Genomic DNA, 14,107 nt, shown 5'->3' on the forward strand with positions numbered 1-14,107 from the left:
AACGGCCGCGTATCGCTTGGAGGGCGTCGCGGTGAGTGAACGCAATCTGACCGACCCCGACTACTACCTCAATCGGGAGCTCTCCGAGCTCGCGTTCCAGGAGCGCGTCCTTCGCGAGGGGATGGACGAGCGGAACCCGCCGCTCGAACGGCTCAGGTTCCTCGCGTTCTTTACGAAGAACACGGACGAGTTCTTCATGAAACGCGTCGGCGGTCTCAAACAGCAGATCGACGCCGGCGTGACCGAGACGACGGCGGACGGCCGGACGCCAGAACAGCAGTGGACCGAGGTGCTCGAGAAAGCGCGGCCGCTCTTTCGAGAGCAGTCGGAGTACTGGCGGACCGTCCTGCGACCGGCGCTCGCGGACGAGGGGATCGAGATCCGCACCCCCGACGAGTTGCAGGCGGACACACAGGAAAAGCTGAGCACCCACTTCGAGGAGTCCATCCTACCCACCCTGACGCCGCTCGCGTTCGATCCGGCGCACCCGTTTCCGTTCATCTCGAACCTCTCGCTCTCGCTCGCGGTGCTCTCGTCGAACGACACCGACGAGCCGACGTTCACTCGGATCAAGATCCCGCCGAACCAGCCCCGGCTCGTAACCGTTCCCAACGCGGGCGGGCAGTACGTTCTCATCGAGGACCTCATCGAGGCCAATCTCGACCTCCTGCTCCCCGACCTCGAGATCAGCGACGTGTCCAAGTTCAAGGTCACCCGGAACGCCGAGGTGCGGCGCGACGAGGAGGTGGCCGAGGACCTCATCGACATGGTTGAGGAAGTCCTCGAACAGCGTCGCTTCGCGACGGTCGTCCGCCTGGAGGTCGACGACGACATGCCCGAGGAGTCGCTCTCGATCCTGAAGACACAGCTCGAAGTGGACGACAGCGAGGTGTTCCACCGGAGCGGTCCGATCGACTTCGAGGACTTCTTCGAGCTCGTCGATCTCGACCGTCCCGACCTCAAGCCCCCGGAATGGACCCCGAAACCACATCCTCGACTGGGATCGGTGACGAGTGACGGCCAAGACGGGACGAACGATATCTTCGAAGAGATTCGAGCGGGCGATATCCTCGCGCATCACCCGTATCACTCCTTCGAAGGGACGGTCCAGCGGTTCCTTCACGCGGCGGCGAACGACCCCGACGTGCTCGCGGTGAAGGCCGCGATCTATCGGACCGCGAGCGACTCGAAGGTGATCCAGAGCCTCATCGACGCCGCCGACAACGGGAAACAGGTGGCGGTGATGGTCGAGCTCAAGGCCCGGTTCGACGAGCGGAACAACCTCGAATGGGTCCGACAGCTCGAAGAGGAGGGGATCCACGTCGCCTACGGGACCGTGGGGCTGAAGACGCACACCAAGACGGCGCTCGTCGTTCGACAGGAGGACGACGGCGTCGAGCTCTACTCGCACGTCGGCACCGGTAACTACCACTCGGGGACGGCGAAGGGGTACTCGGACCTGGGGCTGTTGACCGCCGACCGGGATATCGGGTTCGACCTCACGAAGGTGTTCAACTTCTTCACCGGACCGACGCTCGACGACCGCTTCCGGAAGCTCCTGATCGCGCCCGTCACGATGCGGGAGCGGTTCACCGAGATGGTCAGGCGAGAGGCCGAGCACGCCCGGGCCGGTCGGCGGGCGCGAATCGTGGTGAAGGTGAACGGGCTCGAAGACCCCTCGATGGTCGAGGAGCTGTACCGGGCCTCGATGGCCGGGGTCGAGATCGACCTGATCGTCCGGGACATCTGTCGGCTCCGACCCGGTATCGAGGGGGTAAGCGATAACGTCACTGTGCATTCGATCGTCGGCCGCTTCCTCGAACATGCCCGGATATTCTATTTCGAGAACGGGGGTGAACCCCGGTGGTATATTGGGTCGGCCGATTGGATGACTCGTAACCTCGATTATCGCGTCGAGGCGGTCGCCCCCGTCGAGGCCACGGAGCTCCGAGAGCAGCTCCGGTTCATCCTGGAGGCCTCTCTGAGCGACAACCGCCGTCGGTGGGTGATGGGGAGCGACGGGAGTTACGAACGGGCCCCGGCCGACGACGGACCAGTACGAGATGTCCAAGAGGCGCTGATGGCGGCCACGGAGACGGCCCTCGACCGCGGGTACGGACCCGGGATAGCGGTCGATCCGGACCTCGTCGAGGAGGAACTGCTCGTCGAGGACGTCGGAGAGGAGGAGCCGGACGCTGACTCCGCGGACCCCGACGAGATCGCTCCCGATGACGACGGTGGGCGACCGCGTTCGGACGGCGGGGACGCGTCCGTCTTCGACGCGTACGCCGAGCGCTGGTATCGTCCGGATAGCGACACGTACGGCTGGGCGGTCCGGACGACCGACGGCGAGCGACGATACTTCAGGACGCGGGACGGGGCGCGCCGTCGGCTGCGGGCGGAGTACGACGACTCCGAGGACCGAGACGAGGAGTGAATCGCCGGCGTCGTCGTCGCTCCGCTTCCGTGGAGACGGACTCGACCGCAGGCCGGTGAGACCGCTCAGGCGGGGTCGACGACCTTCGAGCTGGCGCGATCCTGATGGGTCTTCGACGCGACGGTACGGAACTCGTCGTTCCGGTAGTCGTACGCGGTGAGCTCGCCGCCGTAGACGCAGCCGGTGTCGAGGCCGACGGCGTGTTCGCGGTCCACCGGCCGATCGTGGACCGTGTGACCGAAGAAGACGCGGTGCGGTCCGTCGTAGTCGTCGTACCAGAACGGCCCGTCGTACCCGTCGCCGTGCGGGGAACGCATCGTCAGCAGCTCGTCGGCGGTGTGGTCTTCGAGCGACCGTTCGGGGTCGACGCCGCCGTGAACGACGAGCGCGGCGTCGAACGAGATCGCGATCGGAAGCGACTCGAAGTACTCCCGGTCCCCCTCGCGGAGCCAGTCGGGGTCCTTGTCGCCGCGCAGGATCTTCTGTTCGTTGTTCCCGCGGACGCTGACGAGACGCGGGTCCGCGCGGACGAAGTCGACGACACCGGGGCTGTCGGGGCCCTTCCGCACGAGGTCGCCGACGAAGATAACGAGGTCGTCGTCGTTCAATTCGAGCCGCGCGAGGAGCCGCTTGAGAGCGTCCAAGCTCCCGTGAACGTCTCCGACGACGTAGACGTCTTCGTACCGATCGACGTCGAACCGCGCGTGACGTGCTTCGAGGTCGGCGCCGAACTGAGGTTTCGTGCTCATATGGTGGTGTTAGGGGACGCGTTCGAACACGCGTAGCCGCTCGCCCGGTTAAGCCGTTTCTAATAGCGGACTATATCGCTATGTAGCCCTCGTGGGCGCGGGTCGACCGTCGCGACGTCAGGAGGGGTCAGCGACGTTAGTCCAGCCGTTCCGGCTCCGGATCGCCTATCGGCTCCCCGCAACGGACCGCGCGGCGGAGCCCGACCTCCGCGATCCGGTCGCCGCACTCCGCGGTTCGGCGCAGTCCCCGCGAGACGCGGCGGAGTGCCGCCGTGTCTCCCTCTGCGTCGTCCAGCGTTCGATCGAAGGCGTCGAGGCGCTCTCGGACCCGTCGGAGGTCGCCGATGGCGTCTCGCGCCGCGTCGACGTCCGCGTCGCCGAGGACGACGTCCACGCCGTCGGACACGATCTCGCGGACCGCGTCGCCGACGTCGCGACACGTCTCCAGTCTCGCGTCCGTGGGGGGGTCGTCGAGGGACGCCGCCGCGTCGCCGATCGCTCCCGCGGCGTCGCGGACGCGGCCCAGTTCGCGCATCGCGGTCCACGTCTCGAACAGCTCCGAGCGGTTCTTACCAAGGGAGTCGACCTCACCAAGGTCCGCCATGCCGCAGGAGACGGAGCGTTCGACCATCGCCGACAGGCGGTCGACCTGCTCGTCCCGGGAGCCGATCGGCGGCGAGTCCGGAGGCGACGCGAGGGCGGCGACGGCGTCGCGGTGGACCGAGCGCACGGTGAACGCCAGCTGCCGGAGCGACTGGCTCACCGACACCTCCTCAGAGTCCAGCATGATCCGCACCGTCGTCGCGGCCTCCGACTCCGCGGCCACCGACACCCCGATCCGCTCGCGGGCGACCCGCTCGACGACGCGCCGGGCTTCCGGCGTGAGCGGCCCGTCGCGCTCGATCGCGACCTCCCGCGCGCCGGCCGCGTACGCCGCCCGCAGCGCGCGCTCGATCACCGCCGGGTCGCTCGACTCGATCCGGGCGGAGACCGGCGCCTCGTCGTGCGTTCGCTCCCGCGCTTGGACCGCCAACACCCCGTCGACGTGGTCGTGCAGCGTCACGACGTCGCCGGCGGAGAGGCCGTGCGACTCGGCCCACGCCTTCGGGAGCGAGACGGTGTACGTTCCGTTTCCGACGGTCTGAACCTTTCGCGTCTCCATGATCAGTAGAGCAGCTCCGGGTCGTTCTCGACCATGTACAGGGTGCGCGCCGCGATGTTCACGGCGTGGTCCGCGACCCGCTCCAGGTCTCGGATCGTCAGCAGCACGCGCGAGACGTCGTCCAACAGCCGCTCGGCGGCCCACGAGTCGTCGTCGTTCTGCGCGATCAGGTCTCGGGTGACGCTCTCGCTGGCGTGCTGACACATCGCGTCGACCTCGTCGTCGGCCTCGGCGATCGCGCGACACTCGTCGGCGTCTCGCGCCGCGTACGCCGCGAGGCTGCGTTCGAGAAGCGCGCGCGCCGCCTCCCCGATCGCGTCGATCTCCGCGTCGGGCGCGACCGTCCGCGTCGCGGCCCGCGAGTAGTTCGCGAGGTTGACGGCGAGGTCGCCGACCCGTTCGAGGTCGGTGATGATCTTGAACGAGGCGGTGACGAACCGGAGGTCGCCGGCGACCGGCTGCTGGAGCGCGAACAGGTCGACGCAGCGGTCCTCCAACCGCAGGTACGTCTCGTTTATCTCGGCGTCGCCGTCGACGACGTCCCGCGCCAGCGACTCGTCGCGGGTCTCGATGGCTTCGAGGCCCTCATCGAGCCGTTCGACGACCCGATCGCCCATCGCGAGCACGTCGGACCGGAGCTCGTCGAGCGAGTCCTGATAGCGTTCCCGGGGCATGCGATTACCCGAACTTCCCCGTGATGTAGTCCTCCACGCGCTCGCTGCGCGGGTTCTCGAACACCTGGTCCGTCTCGCCGTACTCGACGAGCTCGCCGCCCGTGAGGAACACCGCGGTCTGGTCGGAGATCCGCGCGGCCTGCTGCATGTTGTGGGTGACGATGACGACCGTGTACTCCTCGGAGAGGTCGTCGATCAGGTCCTCGATCTTCGCCGTGGCGATCGGGTCGAGCGCCGACGCGGGCTCGTCCATCAGGATGATCTCCGGGTCGACGGAGAGGCAGCGGGCGATACAGAGCCGCTGCTGCTGCCCGCCGGAGAGCCCGAGCGCGTTGTCGTCGAGCCGGTCGCTCACCTCGTCCCACAGCGCCGCGTCGCGGAGGCACCGCTCGACGAGTCGGTCGCGCTCCTCGGCGTCGCTCCGGTTCAACAGCCTGGCGAGGAGGCCCGTATCGAGGTCGCCGTGCTTCTTCGGCCCGTACGCGATGTTCTCGCGGATCGACTTCGGGAAGGGGTTCGGCGACTGGAACACCATGCCGACCCGCTTCCGCAGCTCGACGAGGTTGACGCCGTCCTGGTAGATCTCCTCGCCGTCGAGACGGACGGACCCGTCGACGTCCGCCGACTTGATTCGGTCGTTCATCCGGTTGAGACACCGGAGATACGTCGACTTGCCGCAACCCGAGGGACCGATCAGCGCCGTGACGCTCTTTTCAGGAATCTCCATCGAGACCCCTTTCAGCGCGTGGTCGTCGCCGTAGTGGACGTCGAGGTCCTCGACGGTCATCTTCGCCTCGCCGGCGAACTCGTACTCGGTCCACTCGTCTTGCGCCTGCTCGTCCGTCTCGCCGGTCGTCGTCGTGAGCGGCTGGTCGGTCTCCGTCGTCGCGGTCTCGGTCTGCGGTTCCGTCTGGGTCCGTGGGTTGGTGTTCTCGCTCATTGGTGATCAGGTGTGTCTGAGCCGCCGCCGGAAGTAGTAGCGCGTCGCGATGCCGATCGCGTAGAAGGAGAGGACGACGACGAGCAGCACGAGCGCCGTCGCCCAGCGGAACTCGTCCGCGTTGCCGACGTTGCTGCTCGCGCCGACGCCGGCCGTGATCAGCGCGTACAGCTGGTACGGGAGGGCCGAGGTGGCCTGGAGGAGCTCCGGGTTCGCGACGAACGGCGGCGCCGACGTGAACTGGAAGCCGCCGATGACGTCGGCCGTCTGGGAGCCCGGGACGAACGTCCCGCCGGCCATCGTCAGCAGGATCGGCGCCGTCTCGCCGGCGATCCGGCCGACGCCGAGGATGACGCCGGTGACGACGCCCGGGAGCGCCGCGGGGAGGACGACGCTCCGGATCGTCTGCCACTTCGACACGCCGAGGGCGGCGCTCGCGTCGCGGTACTCGTCGGGAACTGAGAGCATCGCCTCGCGCGAGGTGATGACCACGAGCGGCAGCAGCATGAAGCCGAGCGTGATCATGCCCGAGAGCAGCGACTTCCCGTTGCCGAACCGCGGGATGAGGAAGGCGAACCCGAACAGCCCGAAGACGATGCTCGGGGTGCTCCACAGGCCGTTGGTGGCGACCTCGACGACCTGGGTGAACCGGCCGCGCTCGGCGTACTCGGTGAGGAACAGCGCCGCGCCGACGCCCAGCGGGACCGCCAGCACGACCGCGCCGACGACGAGCCAAACCGTGCCGACGATCGCCGGCAGCACGCCCTGGAAGTCGTTGAACAGGGCGACGCCGTTCATGAGGAACGGAACCGAGACCGGGAGCGCGACCGACACGCCGAAGATCGACGTCGTCGGTCCGCTCCCGAGTCCGAACTCGGTGCCGTTCAGCAGGCCGGGGATTCCCTGAACGACCACGAAGGCGACGAGGATGAACAGGAAGGCAACGATGGAGAGCGCGTTCACGTAGACGAGCACGTACGCGCCCATGTGTCGCCCGCGGGCGCCGAAGCCGCCGTACGCCTTCGCCGACGCCCACCCGCCGTACAGCGCGGTGAACAGCGTCGCCGCGGGGATGAGGAACTCGGCGGTGATCGCGGCCTGCTGTTCCCAGCCGAGCTCCCACGTCCACGTCGGACCGATGATCCCGGTCAGGAAGACGAGCCCCGTCAGCGCGAGGAGGGCGCCGAGCGGGAGCGTCGATCCGAGGTCCTCGCGCGGGAGGACGGTGAGCGCGAAGGCGACGGCGCCGGTAGCGACCCCGGCGACGACGCCGACTCCCGCGCCGAGGCCGAGCGTCTGGCTCGCGACGCTGCCCCCGATCAGCACCCACGGGACGGCGGCGCCGAACCCGGCGACGAGCCCGGCGCTCGGGTCCGGATTCGTCTCGACGTAGCCGAACCGCGACCCGACGCCGAAGGCGGCCACCGCGACGCCGAGCGCCGTCAGGAGGCCGCCGAGCAGCGTCACGGTCCGGACTCCGAGCAGCGACCCGGTGAGGCTGACGCGCTCGAACATCGCCGCGACGGCGAGCGCGAACAGGACCGCCGAGAGCCCGACGGCCACCGCGGCGACGGCGTCCGTCTCGGTCGTCTCCGACTCGACCAGCCGCGTGTCGGTCCGGCCCGCTCCCGCCATCAGATCTCACCCCCCAGCCGCTTGTGCATCCGCCACTCGATGTACTGCGCGCCGATCGAGATGACGAGGACGGTGACGAACAGGATCACGCCGGCGACGAACAGCGCGTCCATCTGGAGCCCGTCGGCCTCGCCGTAGTTCCGGGCGATGATCGAGGTCAGCGTCTCCTGGCCGTAGAAGACGTTGACGAGCGGCTCCGTGAGGCGCGGGACGCCGCGGAGCATCACCGTGGCGGCCATCGTCTCGCCGATCGCGCGACCGACGCCGAGCAGGACCGCGGCGGAGACGCCGGAGAACGCCGCCGGCAGCGTGATCGAGGTCATCGTCTGCCAGTCGGTCGTCCCCATCGCCAGCGACCCGCTCTTCATCGACTCCGGGACGCTGCTCAGCGCGTCCTCCGCGACGGAGACGACGGTCGGGAGCGCCATCAGGCCGACGACGATGCCGACGAAGAGGTACGACCCCTGGCCGGTCGTCTGGAACTGGTCGGAGGCCCACGGCCCGAGCACGGTGAAGCCGATGAACCCGTAGACGATTGAGGGGATGCCGGCGAGGATCTCGACGCCGGGCTTGACGACCTCGCGGACGGTCGCGGGAGCGATCTCCGAGAGGAACAGCGCCGCGGAGACGCCGAGCGGCGCGGCGACGGCGGACGCGATGAGCGTCACCATCACCGTGCCGTGGATCATCGGCACCATCGAGTACCGGATGGGCGGCGAGACCGCGTCCCAGTTCGGCTGGATGAACATCCGGAGGCCGGGGACGGTGATCCCGTACACCGTCGCGCTCTCGTACCGGATCACCGGGATCGACTCCCGGAAGATGAACACGATGATCAGGCCGAGGATGAGGATCGTCGACACGGTCATCATCAGCGCGATGACGTACGCCGTCTCCTCCTGATAGCGGACCCAGCCGACCGCCGACGAGGCGAGGAAGGCGGCGAAGGGGACGATCGTCCAGTTCGAGACGGCGAGGAACCCGACGAGGGCGCCGAGGAGCGATAGCGCCATCACCGCGATGACCGCCAGCGCGGCCGGTTCGGTCTCGTCGACGAACCGCCTGGTTCGCCGGACCTGCTCGTCGACCGCGCTCCGGATCCGTCCGTCTCGGGGGTCTGTTACCTGTGCCATGGAGTTGGGATGAGTGGCATGTGTGTTCCGTGTGTCGTAGAAACGTCGTCTGCGTCGAAGGCGGGTTCCGAACGCCACAGGGGCGCAGGCGTCCGAGGGGAGCCGAGCCCTCGGGGAGCGCGGCGGATCCCGACAGCGCGTGACCGAAGTCCCCCGTCGTCAGGGCGTCAGCAGGTCCTCGGTGGCGACCGACGAGACCTGCTCTTTCATCGATTCGAGGTCGCTCGTCGGGAGCGGGATGTAGTTGTTCCCCTCGACGAAGACGCTCTGTCCGAACTCGTTGAGGAACATGTTGACGAACGCCGCCTCGCGCCGGTCGTACCCGCCGCCGTCGGGGTTGCTCTCCTCGATGAGGGTGTACATGTGGAGGTCGCGGTTGAGCGGGTAGCTGCTGTCGAAGATCGTGTTCTCCGCGTCGCGGCTGGTCTCGTACAGCGTGCCGTCGAAGTCGATCGCGATGGGCTGGACCTGTTCGCCGGTGAACGCCAGCGCCATGTACGCGATGGCGCCCTCGTTCTGGGCGACCGCCTGCGCGACCTGCTGGTTCTGGCCGAAGCGGGTGTCGACGCCGGGCATCGCGGCGTCGGCCCCGCCGAGCATGTTCAGCCGGAACGAGGTGTCGGTGCCGGACCCCTCGGCGCGGCCGATGGCGTAGATCTCCTGGTCGTAGTCGACGCCCTCGATCTCGTTCCAGTTGGTGATCTCGTCCTGATAGATCCCGCGGATGTCCTCGCCCGTCAGCTGGCTGACGCCGGCGTCCGCGACGTCGGAGCTGACGACGACCGGCTGCCCGTCGCGGCCGACGACGTTGTCGACGACCTCGCTCTGGGCCTTCTCCTCGCTCCAGCCGAGCTCGGCCGTGATCGGTCCGGAGGAGTTGCCGATGTCGACGAGCCCCTCGGTGACGGCCTCGCAGCCGGTCCCGGAGTGACTCAGGCCGACCGTCGTCGGGAACGGCGGCGAAGAGCGCTGGTCGGTCGGCTCGAAGCCGAACTTCGAGGCGAAGTAGTCGGCGATGAGCATGTCGTCCGCGCCGTCGGACGCGAGCGCGTTCCAGCCGGGGACCGAGCCCTCATCGTTCGCGCCCCAGTACTCGCCGTCGCTCGGCGGGGCGTTGGAGTTCCAGTACGAGCTCCCGGTGTTCGAGATGGGGTACACCGTCGAGGAGCCCTCCGCGTTGAGCAGCGCCGTGCTCGGCCCGGAGCCGCCGTCGTCGCCGTCGCTGCCGGAGTCGTCGTCCATTTCGTCACCGCCGTCGCCGCCAGATCCGCCGGAGCCGCCGTCGCCGCTCTCGCTCTGACCGCCGCAACCCGCCAGGCCGGCGGTGCCGAGCGCTCCCGAGGTGATGAGGACTTTCCGCCGCGATACGCCGCCGTCAGTCCAGTTCCGGTCTGACATCACGTGAGTCCACACCTTGCCTCACTAAAACAGCTTATAATTTTGATATATTCGGAGGTGGAGGACCACGTAGCGGTACCCCTTCTATATGCCGCCCTTTCGGCTATATACTACGCAATATCGGTATGCTGGGAACAATTCATGAATGATCGACTCTGACGGAAAGTATACCACCCCCCGTCGGAAACGGCGGGGTATGAGTGAGCCGGCGCCCCCGGAGGTCCCCCTCGACGAGCTCGTCGACGACGTCGCCGACCGGACGGGTGAAGACCCGGAGTCGGTCCGGACGTGGCTCGACCCGTTCACCGACGACGGGACCGTCACGCCCGAGGCGATCGAGGCGACCGTCACCGACGTCTCCCAGATACTCGCCACCGCCGAGACGCGGGTGGACCTCGCGACGCGCACCGTCGAGGAGGCGAACGACGCCGTCGCCGACGCCCCGGATCTGGAGATTATTCGGGTCCGACAGCGCGCCTTCGAGGAGCGGCTCGCCGACCTCCGGTCGGACGTCGAGGGGCTCGGCGAGGAGCTTTCGGGCGCGGCGAACGACCTCGACTCGCCGGTCGATGTCTACGAGGCCGCTGTCGACCTCCACGAGATAACGACCGACGCGCAGCGGATCGTCCGCGTCGCCCACGACCTCGAAACCGAGGTCGAAGCGTTCGAGGCGTGGCTCGGGTCGGCCAATCGGCGACGCGACGCGCTCGTCGACGACGTCGAGGCCGCGGAAGAGTCCGCCGAGTCCCTGGAAGAGACCGTCGAGTCGCTTCGGAATGCGGATGACCCCGACCCGGAGCGGCGGTTCGACGCCGCCGTGCAGGCGCGCGTCCTCGATGTCGTCGTCGCCGATCTCCGGACCGAGGCGGCCGGCCTCCGCGAGTGGGCGGAGCGCGAGGATAAGTCGTTCCCGGACGATGTCGAGGCGCGGATCGAATCGATCCGCGACGAGGCGGCGGCGAGCGCCTCGGCGCTGGCGGACCGTCCGGACTGGGACGATCGGTTCGAGGAGCGGCTGGACGAGCTCGACGACGCGCTCTCGGCCGTCGACCCGCCGGTCGCCTGGGGTCGCGTCGACGAGGTAATTCAGAGGGCACGCGAGGGGATCCAGGCCGACAGATCGAGCGGGGACTGAGGACGGGTCGCCCGGATTGCCCCCCGATGACTCCGTTTCCGATCCGACCCCCGATCGGGGGACAGATTAGTGCAGCGTCGGCGGTGGCGATCGCAGCGCGGGGCGTCAACAGCTTCATTATCCGGTGACCACGAGAAAACGACGTGTCTCGGAGGATCTCCGCCGCGATCGCGGTCGTGTTTCTCCTCGCTCTCGCAGGGTGTGGGGGCGTCGCCTTCGACGACCACGCCCGGACAACGGACCCCTCGGCGACGGATCCGACATCGAACGCGACCGCCGTCCCCAACGAGGCGCTCGCCGACGCCGAGTTCCCGGAGGGGTTCTCCCGGTCGGAGATCGAGATCGCGACGGCCCGCAGGCAGTCGATCGCGTTCCTCCGGACGGAGCCGGTGTCCGGGGTCGCTCTCGAACGATTCCGTCCCGGCGCGTACGCCGACTACCAGTACGAAGCGAGCGCGACGCGGGCCCGGTTCCGTCTCGACGTGCACAACGGGTACGCCGACGTCAGTCAGAGCGACGTTTACGTCGAGTCGAACGTTCGACACAGCCGTAGCGGGCGGAACGGGCAGGCCGCTTTCGAGGCGACGAACGGCTCGGTCGACGAGACCCGGTTCCGCGCGGCCGACTCGATGTGGGCGGTGGTCTCCAGGATTCTGACGATCGGCGAGTTTCGAGCGGTCCGGGTCACCGAGAACGCTGGCGAACGCCGCATCCGATACGCGATCACCGACGTCGCCGTCCGGAACGCGACCGACGTTCGGGGATATCTGACCGTGGGCGAGGACGGGGTCGTTCGAGAGGCTCAACTCCTGTACGACCAGGGCGGCGAGCCCAAGCGGTTCCAGTACAGCGTCACGTCTCGGTCGGCGAGCGGCGTCGCACCGCCTGCGTGGCTCCCCGCCGCTCGCGCGAATAGTCGCTTCGAGCCCGGATCTGAGGCGAACGGGGGATCGACGGTCGACGCAACGAACGATAGTCGGTAGGTTAGGATCCGCGGGTAGCCGAGACCCCGTCATTCGGGCTAACCGGAGCGAGTAAATGACGAGCGCACCGCACGACCGCTAGCCGGTTCGATAGAGGAGTATATATCTCTCATAGTAAGGGTAAAGAGCCGTACCGCTCGCTTTCATCCCGTCGTATGTCCTCAAAAAAGTCGGTGGCGCTCCCGTCGGAATACGACACACTATACCTCGGTATCGGACTGTACGACCCGAGCTCCGGAGATATTCTAGATGCGAACGAACGGTTGGAACGGATACTCGGATACCCCCTCGATACGCTACGCAGGCTCTCGGTGGACACGTACACAGCGAACACGTATCCGCAGTCGGCGTCCGAGTTCCGTGACCGGCTCCGGACGAGCGCCGACGGCGACCCGCAGCGGTTCATCTGGCGGGCCAAACGCGCCGACGGCGAGCTCATCTGGCTTCAGCTGCATGTATCTCAGCAGCGCTTCTCAGAGCGGGACTGCGTCATCGTCGAGGTCCGGGATATCACCGATCACTACGAATCGCGTCACCGGGCCGAGCTGTTCTGGCGTATCCTCCGACATAACCTCCGAAACGAGGCGGCGATCATCTTGGGGCATGCGGATCAGATCACGACACACAGTAGAGTCGAGGGGATAGCGGAGAGCATCGCTGCGATTCGCTCCCGCGGCGAAAACCTCGGTAGTATGGCCGAGTCGGTGAAAGAGATCGAACAGGCGATCACGGACGCCCGAGCGGAACACGTCCGGCAGCCCGTGCTGGCTATCGTCGATGACGTCGCCGCCCGAACGAGGTCCGAGTACCCCGCGGCGAGGATATCCGTCGACGAGCGCGAAGAGATGTGGGTCGAAGTGAACGACGCGTTCGGGTATGCGGTCAGACACGCGGTCGAAAACGCGATCGTTCACAGCACCGAACGGGTCCCGACCGTCGAGATAACGGTCGGGCCCTCACCGAACACCGGTCGCGTCGAGATCCGGATTAAAGACGCAAATCCGGCGATCCCGCCAGAAGAAATCGAGGCGCTGTTCGCACCGGCCGAGACCACGAACACGTCTCACGGATCCGGAATCGGTCTGTTCGTGATGAAGTGGTGTATCGAGTCCCTCGGCGGCGAAGTGATGTTCGACACCCGAACGCCGAAAGGGAACGTCGTCCACCTGTATCTCCCGTCGAAGCGGCCGCCCGATACGGCCGATGAATGACATCCACGGGATGACTCGAACGAGCGGCTCCGTTGAACCTCATAGACCGGAAATGAAGCGCGCGTCGAATGAGGCGGACGGAGTCAGGGCGGCCGTATCCCACCGATGGGCCCGCTGAGATCCCGTTCCTCGGACAAATTTCCCGTCTGAAACAGTCGGTTTACGAGACTTGCCTACTGCTCGGAAGCGTACTCGTCGAAGAGCGTTGAAACGCGCTGCCGGATCTCGTCTCGGATACGGCGAACCTCTTCTGATGACCGTCCGTGCGGATCGTTGAGTACCCAGTCGCGGACTTCGATGTCCGCGTCGAGTTCCAGTGTCGAACAGCCCATCGTTGCGGCGACGGTCGCGTTATTGAGGCCCGTCGTCGAGACTTTTTGTGGTACACGGTCAGAGAGGTCGATATCGATCTCCGCCATCGCTTCGATGACCTCGGGATGGACCTCCTCAGCGGGCTGTGTTCCCCCGTTAAGATGTGTACTGCGTCTTCGAGCCCGCGCCGTGAGCGTTCCCGTTCGGTAAACGCTGTCGCCATCTGACTTCGGCCCGGGTTCTGTACGCAAACGAAACCAAGCGTTACCCTCTCATCGTTCGTGCGATGTCTAGTATCAAAACAAGCATGACACTATCTAAGATTGGTATTGAGCGGT

General features: G+C 67.1%; 11 protein-coding genes and 1 pseudogene. 4 read left to right on the forward strand and 8 right to left on the reverse strand.

Annotated features, from left to right (window positions below; genetic code table 11):
- Nucleotides 1-31 precede the first annotated feature (31 nt).
- Nucleotides 32-2,437, forward strand: a complete 2,406-nt coding sequence (gene ppk1, locus NO900_RS10855) for a polyphosphate kinase 1 (RefSeq protein WP_256409239.1) — start codon at nucleotides 32-34, stop codon at nucleotides 2,435-2,437.
- A gap of 65 nt (nucleotides 2,438-2,502) precedes the next feature.
- Here the strand turns inward: ppk1 and NO900_RS10860 are convergent, their stop codons facing one another.
- From NO900_RS10860 to NO900_RS10890, 7 genes are all read right to left on the reverse strand, one after another.
- Nucleotides 2,503-3,186: a metallophosphoesterase family protein gene (locus NO900_RS10860; RefSeq protein ID WP_256409240.1), complete on the reverse strand. Its 684-nt coding sequence runs from the start codon at nucleotides 3,184-3,186 to the stop codon at nucleotides 2,503-2,505.
- A 136-nt stretch (nucleotides 3,187-3,322) separates the two neighbouring features.
- Nucleotides 3,323-4,348 carry an AbrB/MazE/SpoVT family DNA-binding domain-containing protein gene (locus tag NO900_RS10865; protein WP_256409241.1) on the reverse strand — a complete coding sequence of 342 codons (1,026 nt, stop codon included), beginning with the start codon at nucleotides 4,346-4,348 and terminating at the stop codon, nucleotides 3,323-3,325.
- Nucleotides 4,349-4,350: 2 nt separating this feature from the next.
- Nucleotides 4,351-5,022, reverse strand: coding sequence for a phosphate signaling complex protein PhoU (phoU, locus tag NO900_RS10870; protein WP_256409242.1), 672 nt, complete (start codon nucleotides 5,020-5,022; stop codon nucleotides 4,351-4,353).
- A gap of 4 nt (nucleotides 5,023-5,026) precedes the next feature.
- The gene (pstB, locus tag NO900_RS10875; RefSeq protein ID WP_256409243.1) at nucleotides 5,027-5,962 is read right to left on the reverse strand and encodes a phosphate ABC transporter ATP-binding protein PstB; all 936 of its coding nucleotides are present in this window, start codon (nucleotides 5,960-5,962) and stop codon (nucleotides 5,027-5,029) included.
- Nucleotides 5,963-5,968: 6 nt separating this feature from the next.
- Nucleotides 5,969-7,597: a phosphate ABC transporter permease PstA gene (pstA, locus tag NO900_RS10880; protein ID WP_256409244.1), complete on the reverse strand. Its 1,629-nt coding sequence runs from the start codon at nucleotides 7,595-7,597 to the stop codon at nucleotides 5,969-5,971.
- Complete coding sequence (pstC, locus tag NO900_RS10885) at nucleotides 7,597-8,730, reverse strand: phosphate ABC transporter permease subunit PstC (RefSeq protein WP_256409245.1); 1,134 nt, start codon at nucleotides 8,728-8,730, stop codon at nucleotides 7,597-7,599. Before pstC ends, pstA begins: the two co-directional genes overlap by 1 nt.
- 159 nt (nucleotides 8,731-8,889) lie before the next feature.
- The gene (locus NO900_RS10890; protein WP_256409246.1) at nucleotides 8,890-10,128 is read right to left on the reverse strand and encodes a PstS family phosphate ABC transporter substrate-binding protein; all 1,239 of its coding nucleotides are present in this window, start codon (nucleotides 10,126-10,128) and stop codon (nucleotides 8,890-8,892) included.
- A 196-nt stretch (nucleotides 10,129-10,324) separates the two neighbouring features.
- Here NO900_RS10890 and NO900_RS10895 point away from each other — a divergent pair, with 196 nt between their 5' ends.
- From NO900_RS10895 to NO900_RS10905, 3 genes are all read left to right on the forward strand, one after another.
- Nucleotides 10,325-11,263, forward strand: coding sequence for a coiled-coil domain-containing protein (locus tag NO900_RS10895; RefSeq protein ID WP_256409247.1), 939 nt, complete (start codon nucleotides 10,325-10,327; stop codon nucleotides 11,261-11,263).
- 143 nt (nucleotides 11,264-11,406) lie between these two features.
- Nucleotides 11,407-12,246 carry a hypothetical protein gene (locus tag NO900_RS10900; protein ID WP_256409248.1) on the forward strand — a complete coding sequence of 280 codons (840 nt, stop codon included), beginning with the start codon at nucleotides 11,407-11,409 and terminating at the stop codon, nucleotides 12,244-12,246.
- Nucleotides 12,247-12,401: 155 nt separating this feature from the next.
- Nucleotides 12,402-13,457: a PAS domain-containing sensor histidine kinase gene (locus NO900_RS10905; RefSeq protein WP_256409249.1), complete on the forward strand. Its 1,056-nt coding sequence runs from the start codon at nucleotides 12,402-12,404 to the stop codon at nucleotides 13,455-13,457.
- Nucleotides 13,458-13,630: 173 nt separating this feature from the next.
- On the opposite strand, the pseudogene NO900_RS10910 reads toward NO900_RS10905, so the two are convergent.
- A pseudogene (locus tag NO900_RS10910) lies at nucleotides 13,631-13,992 on the reverse strand (arsenate-mycothiol transferase ArsC).
- Between the last annotated feature and the right edge of the window lie 115 nt (nucleotides 13,993-14,107).

Source organism: Halorubrum rutilum, from assembly GCF_024494565.1.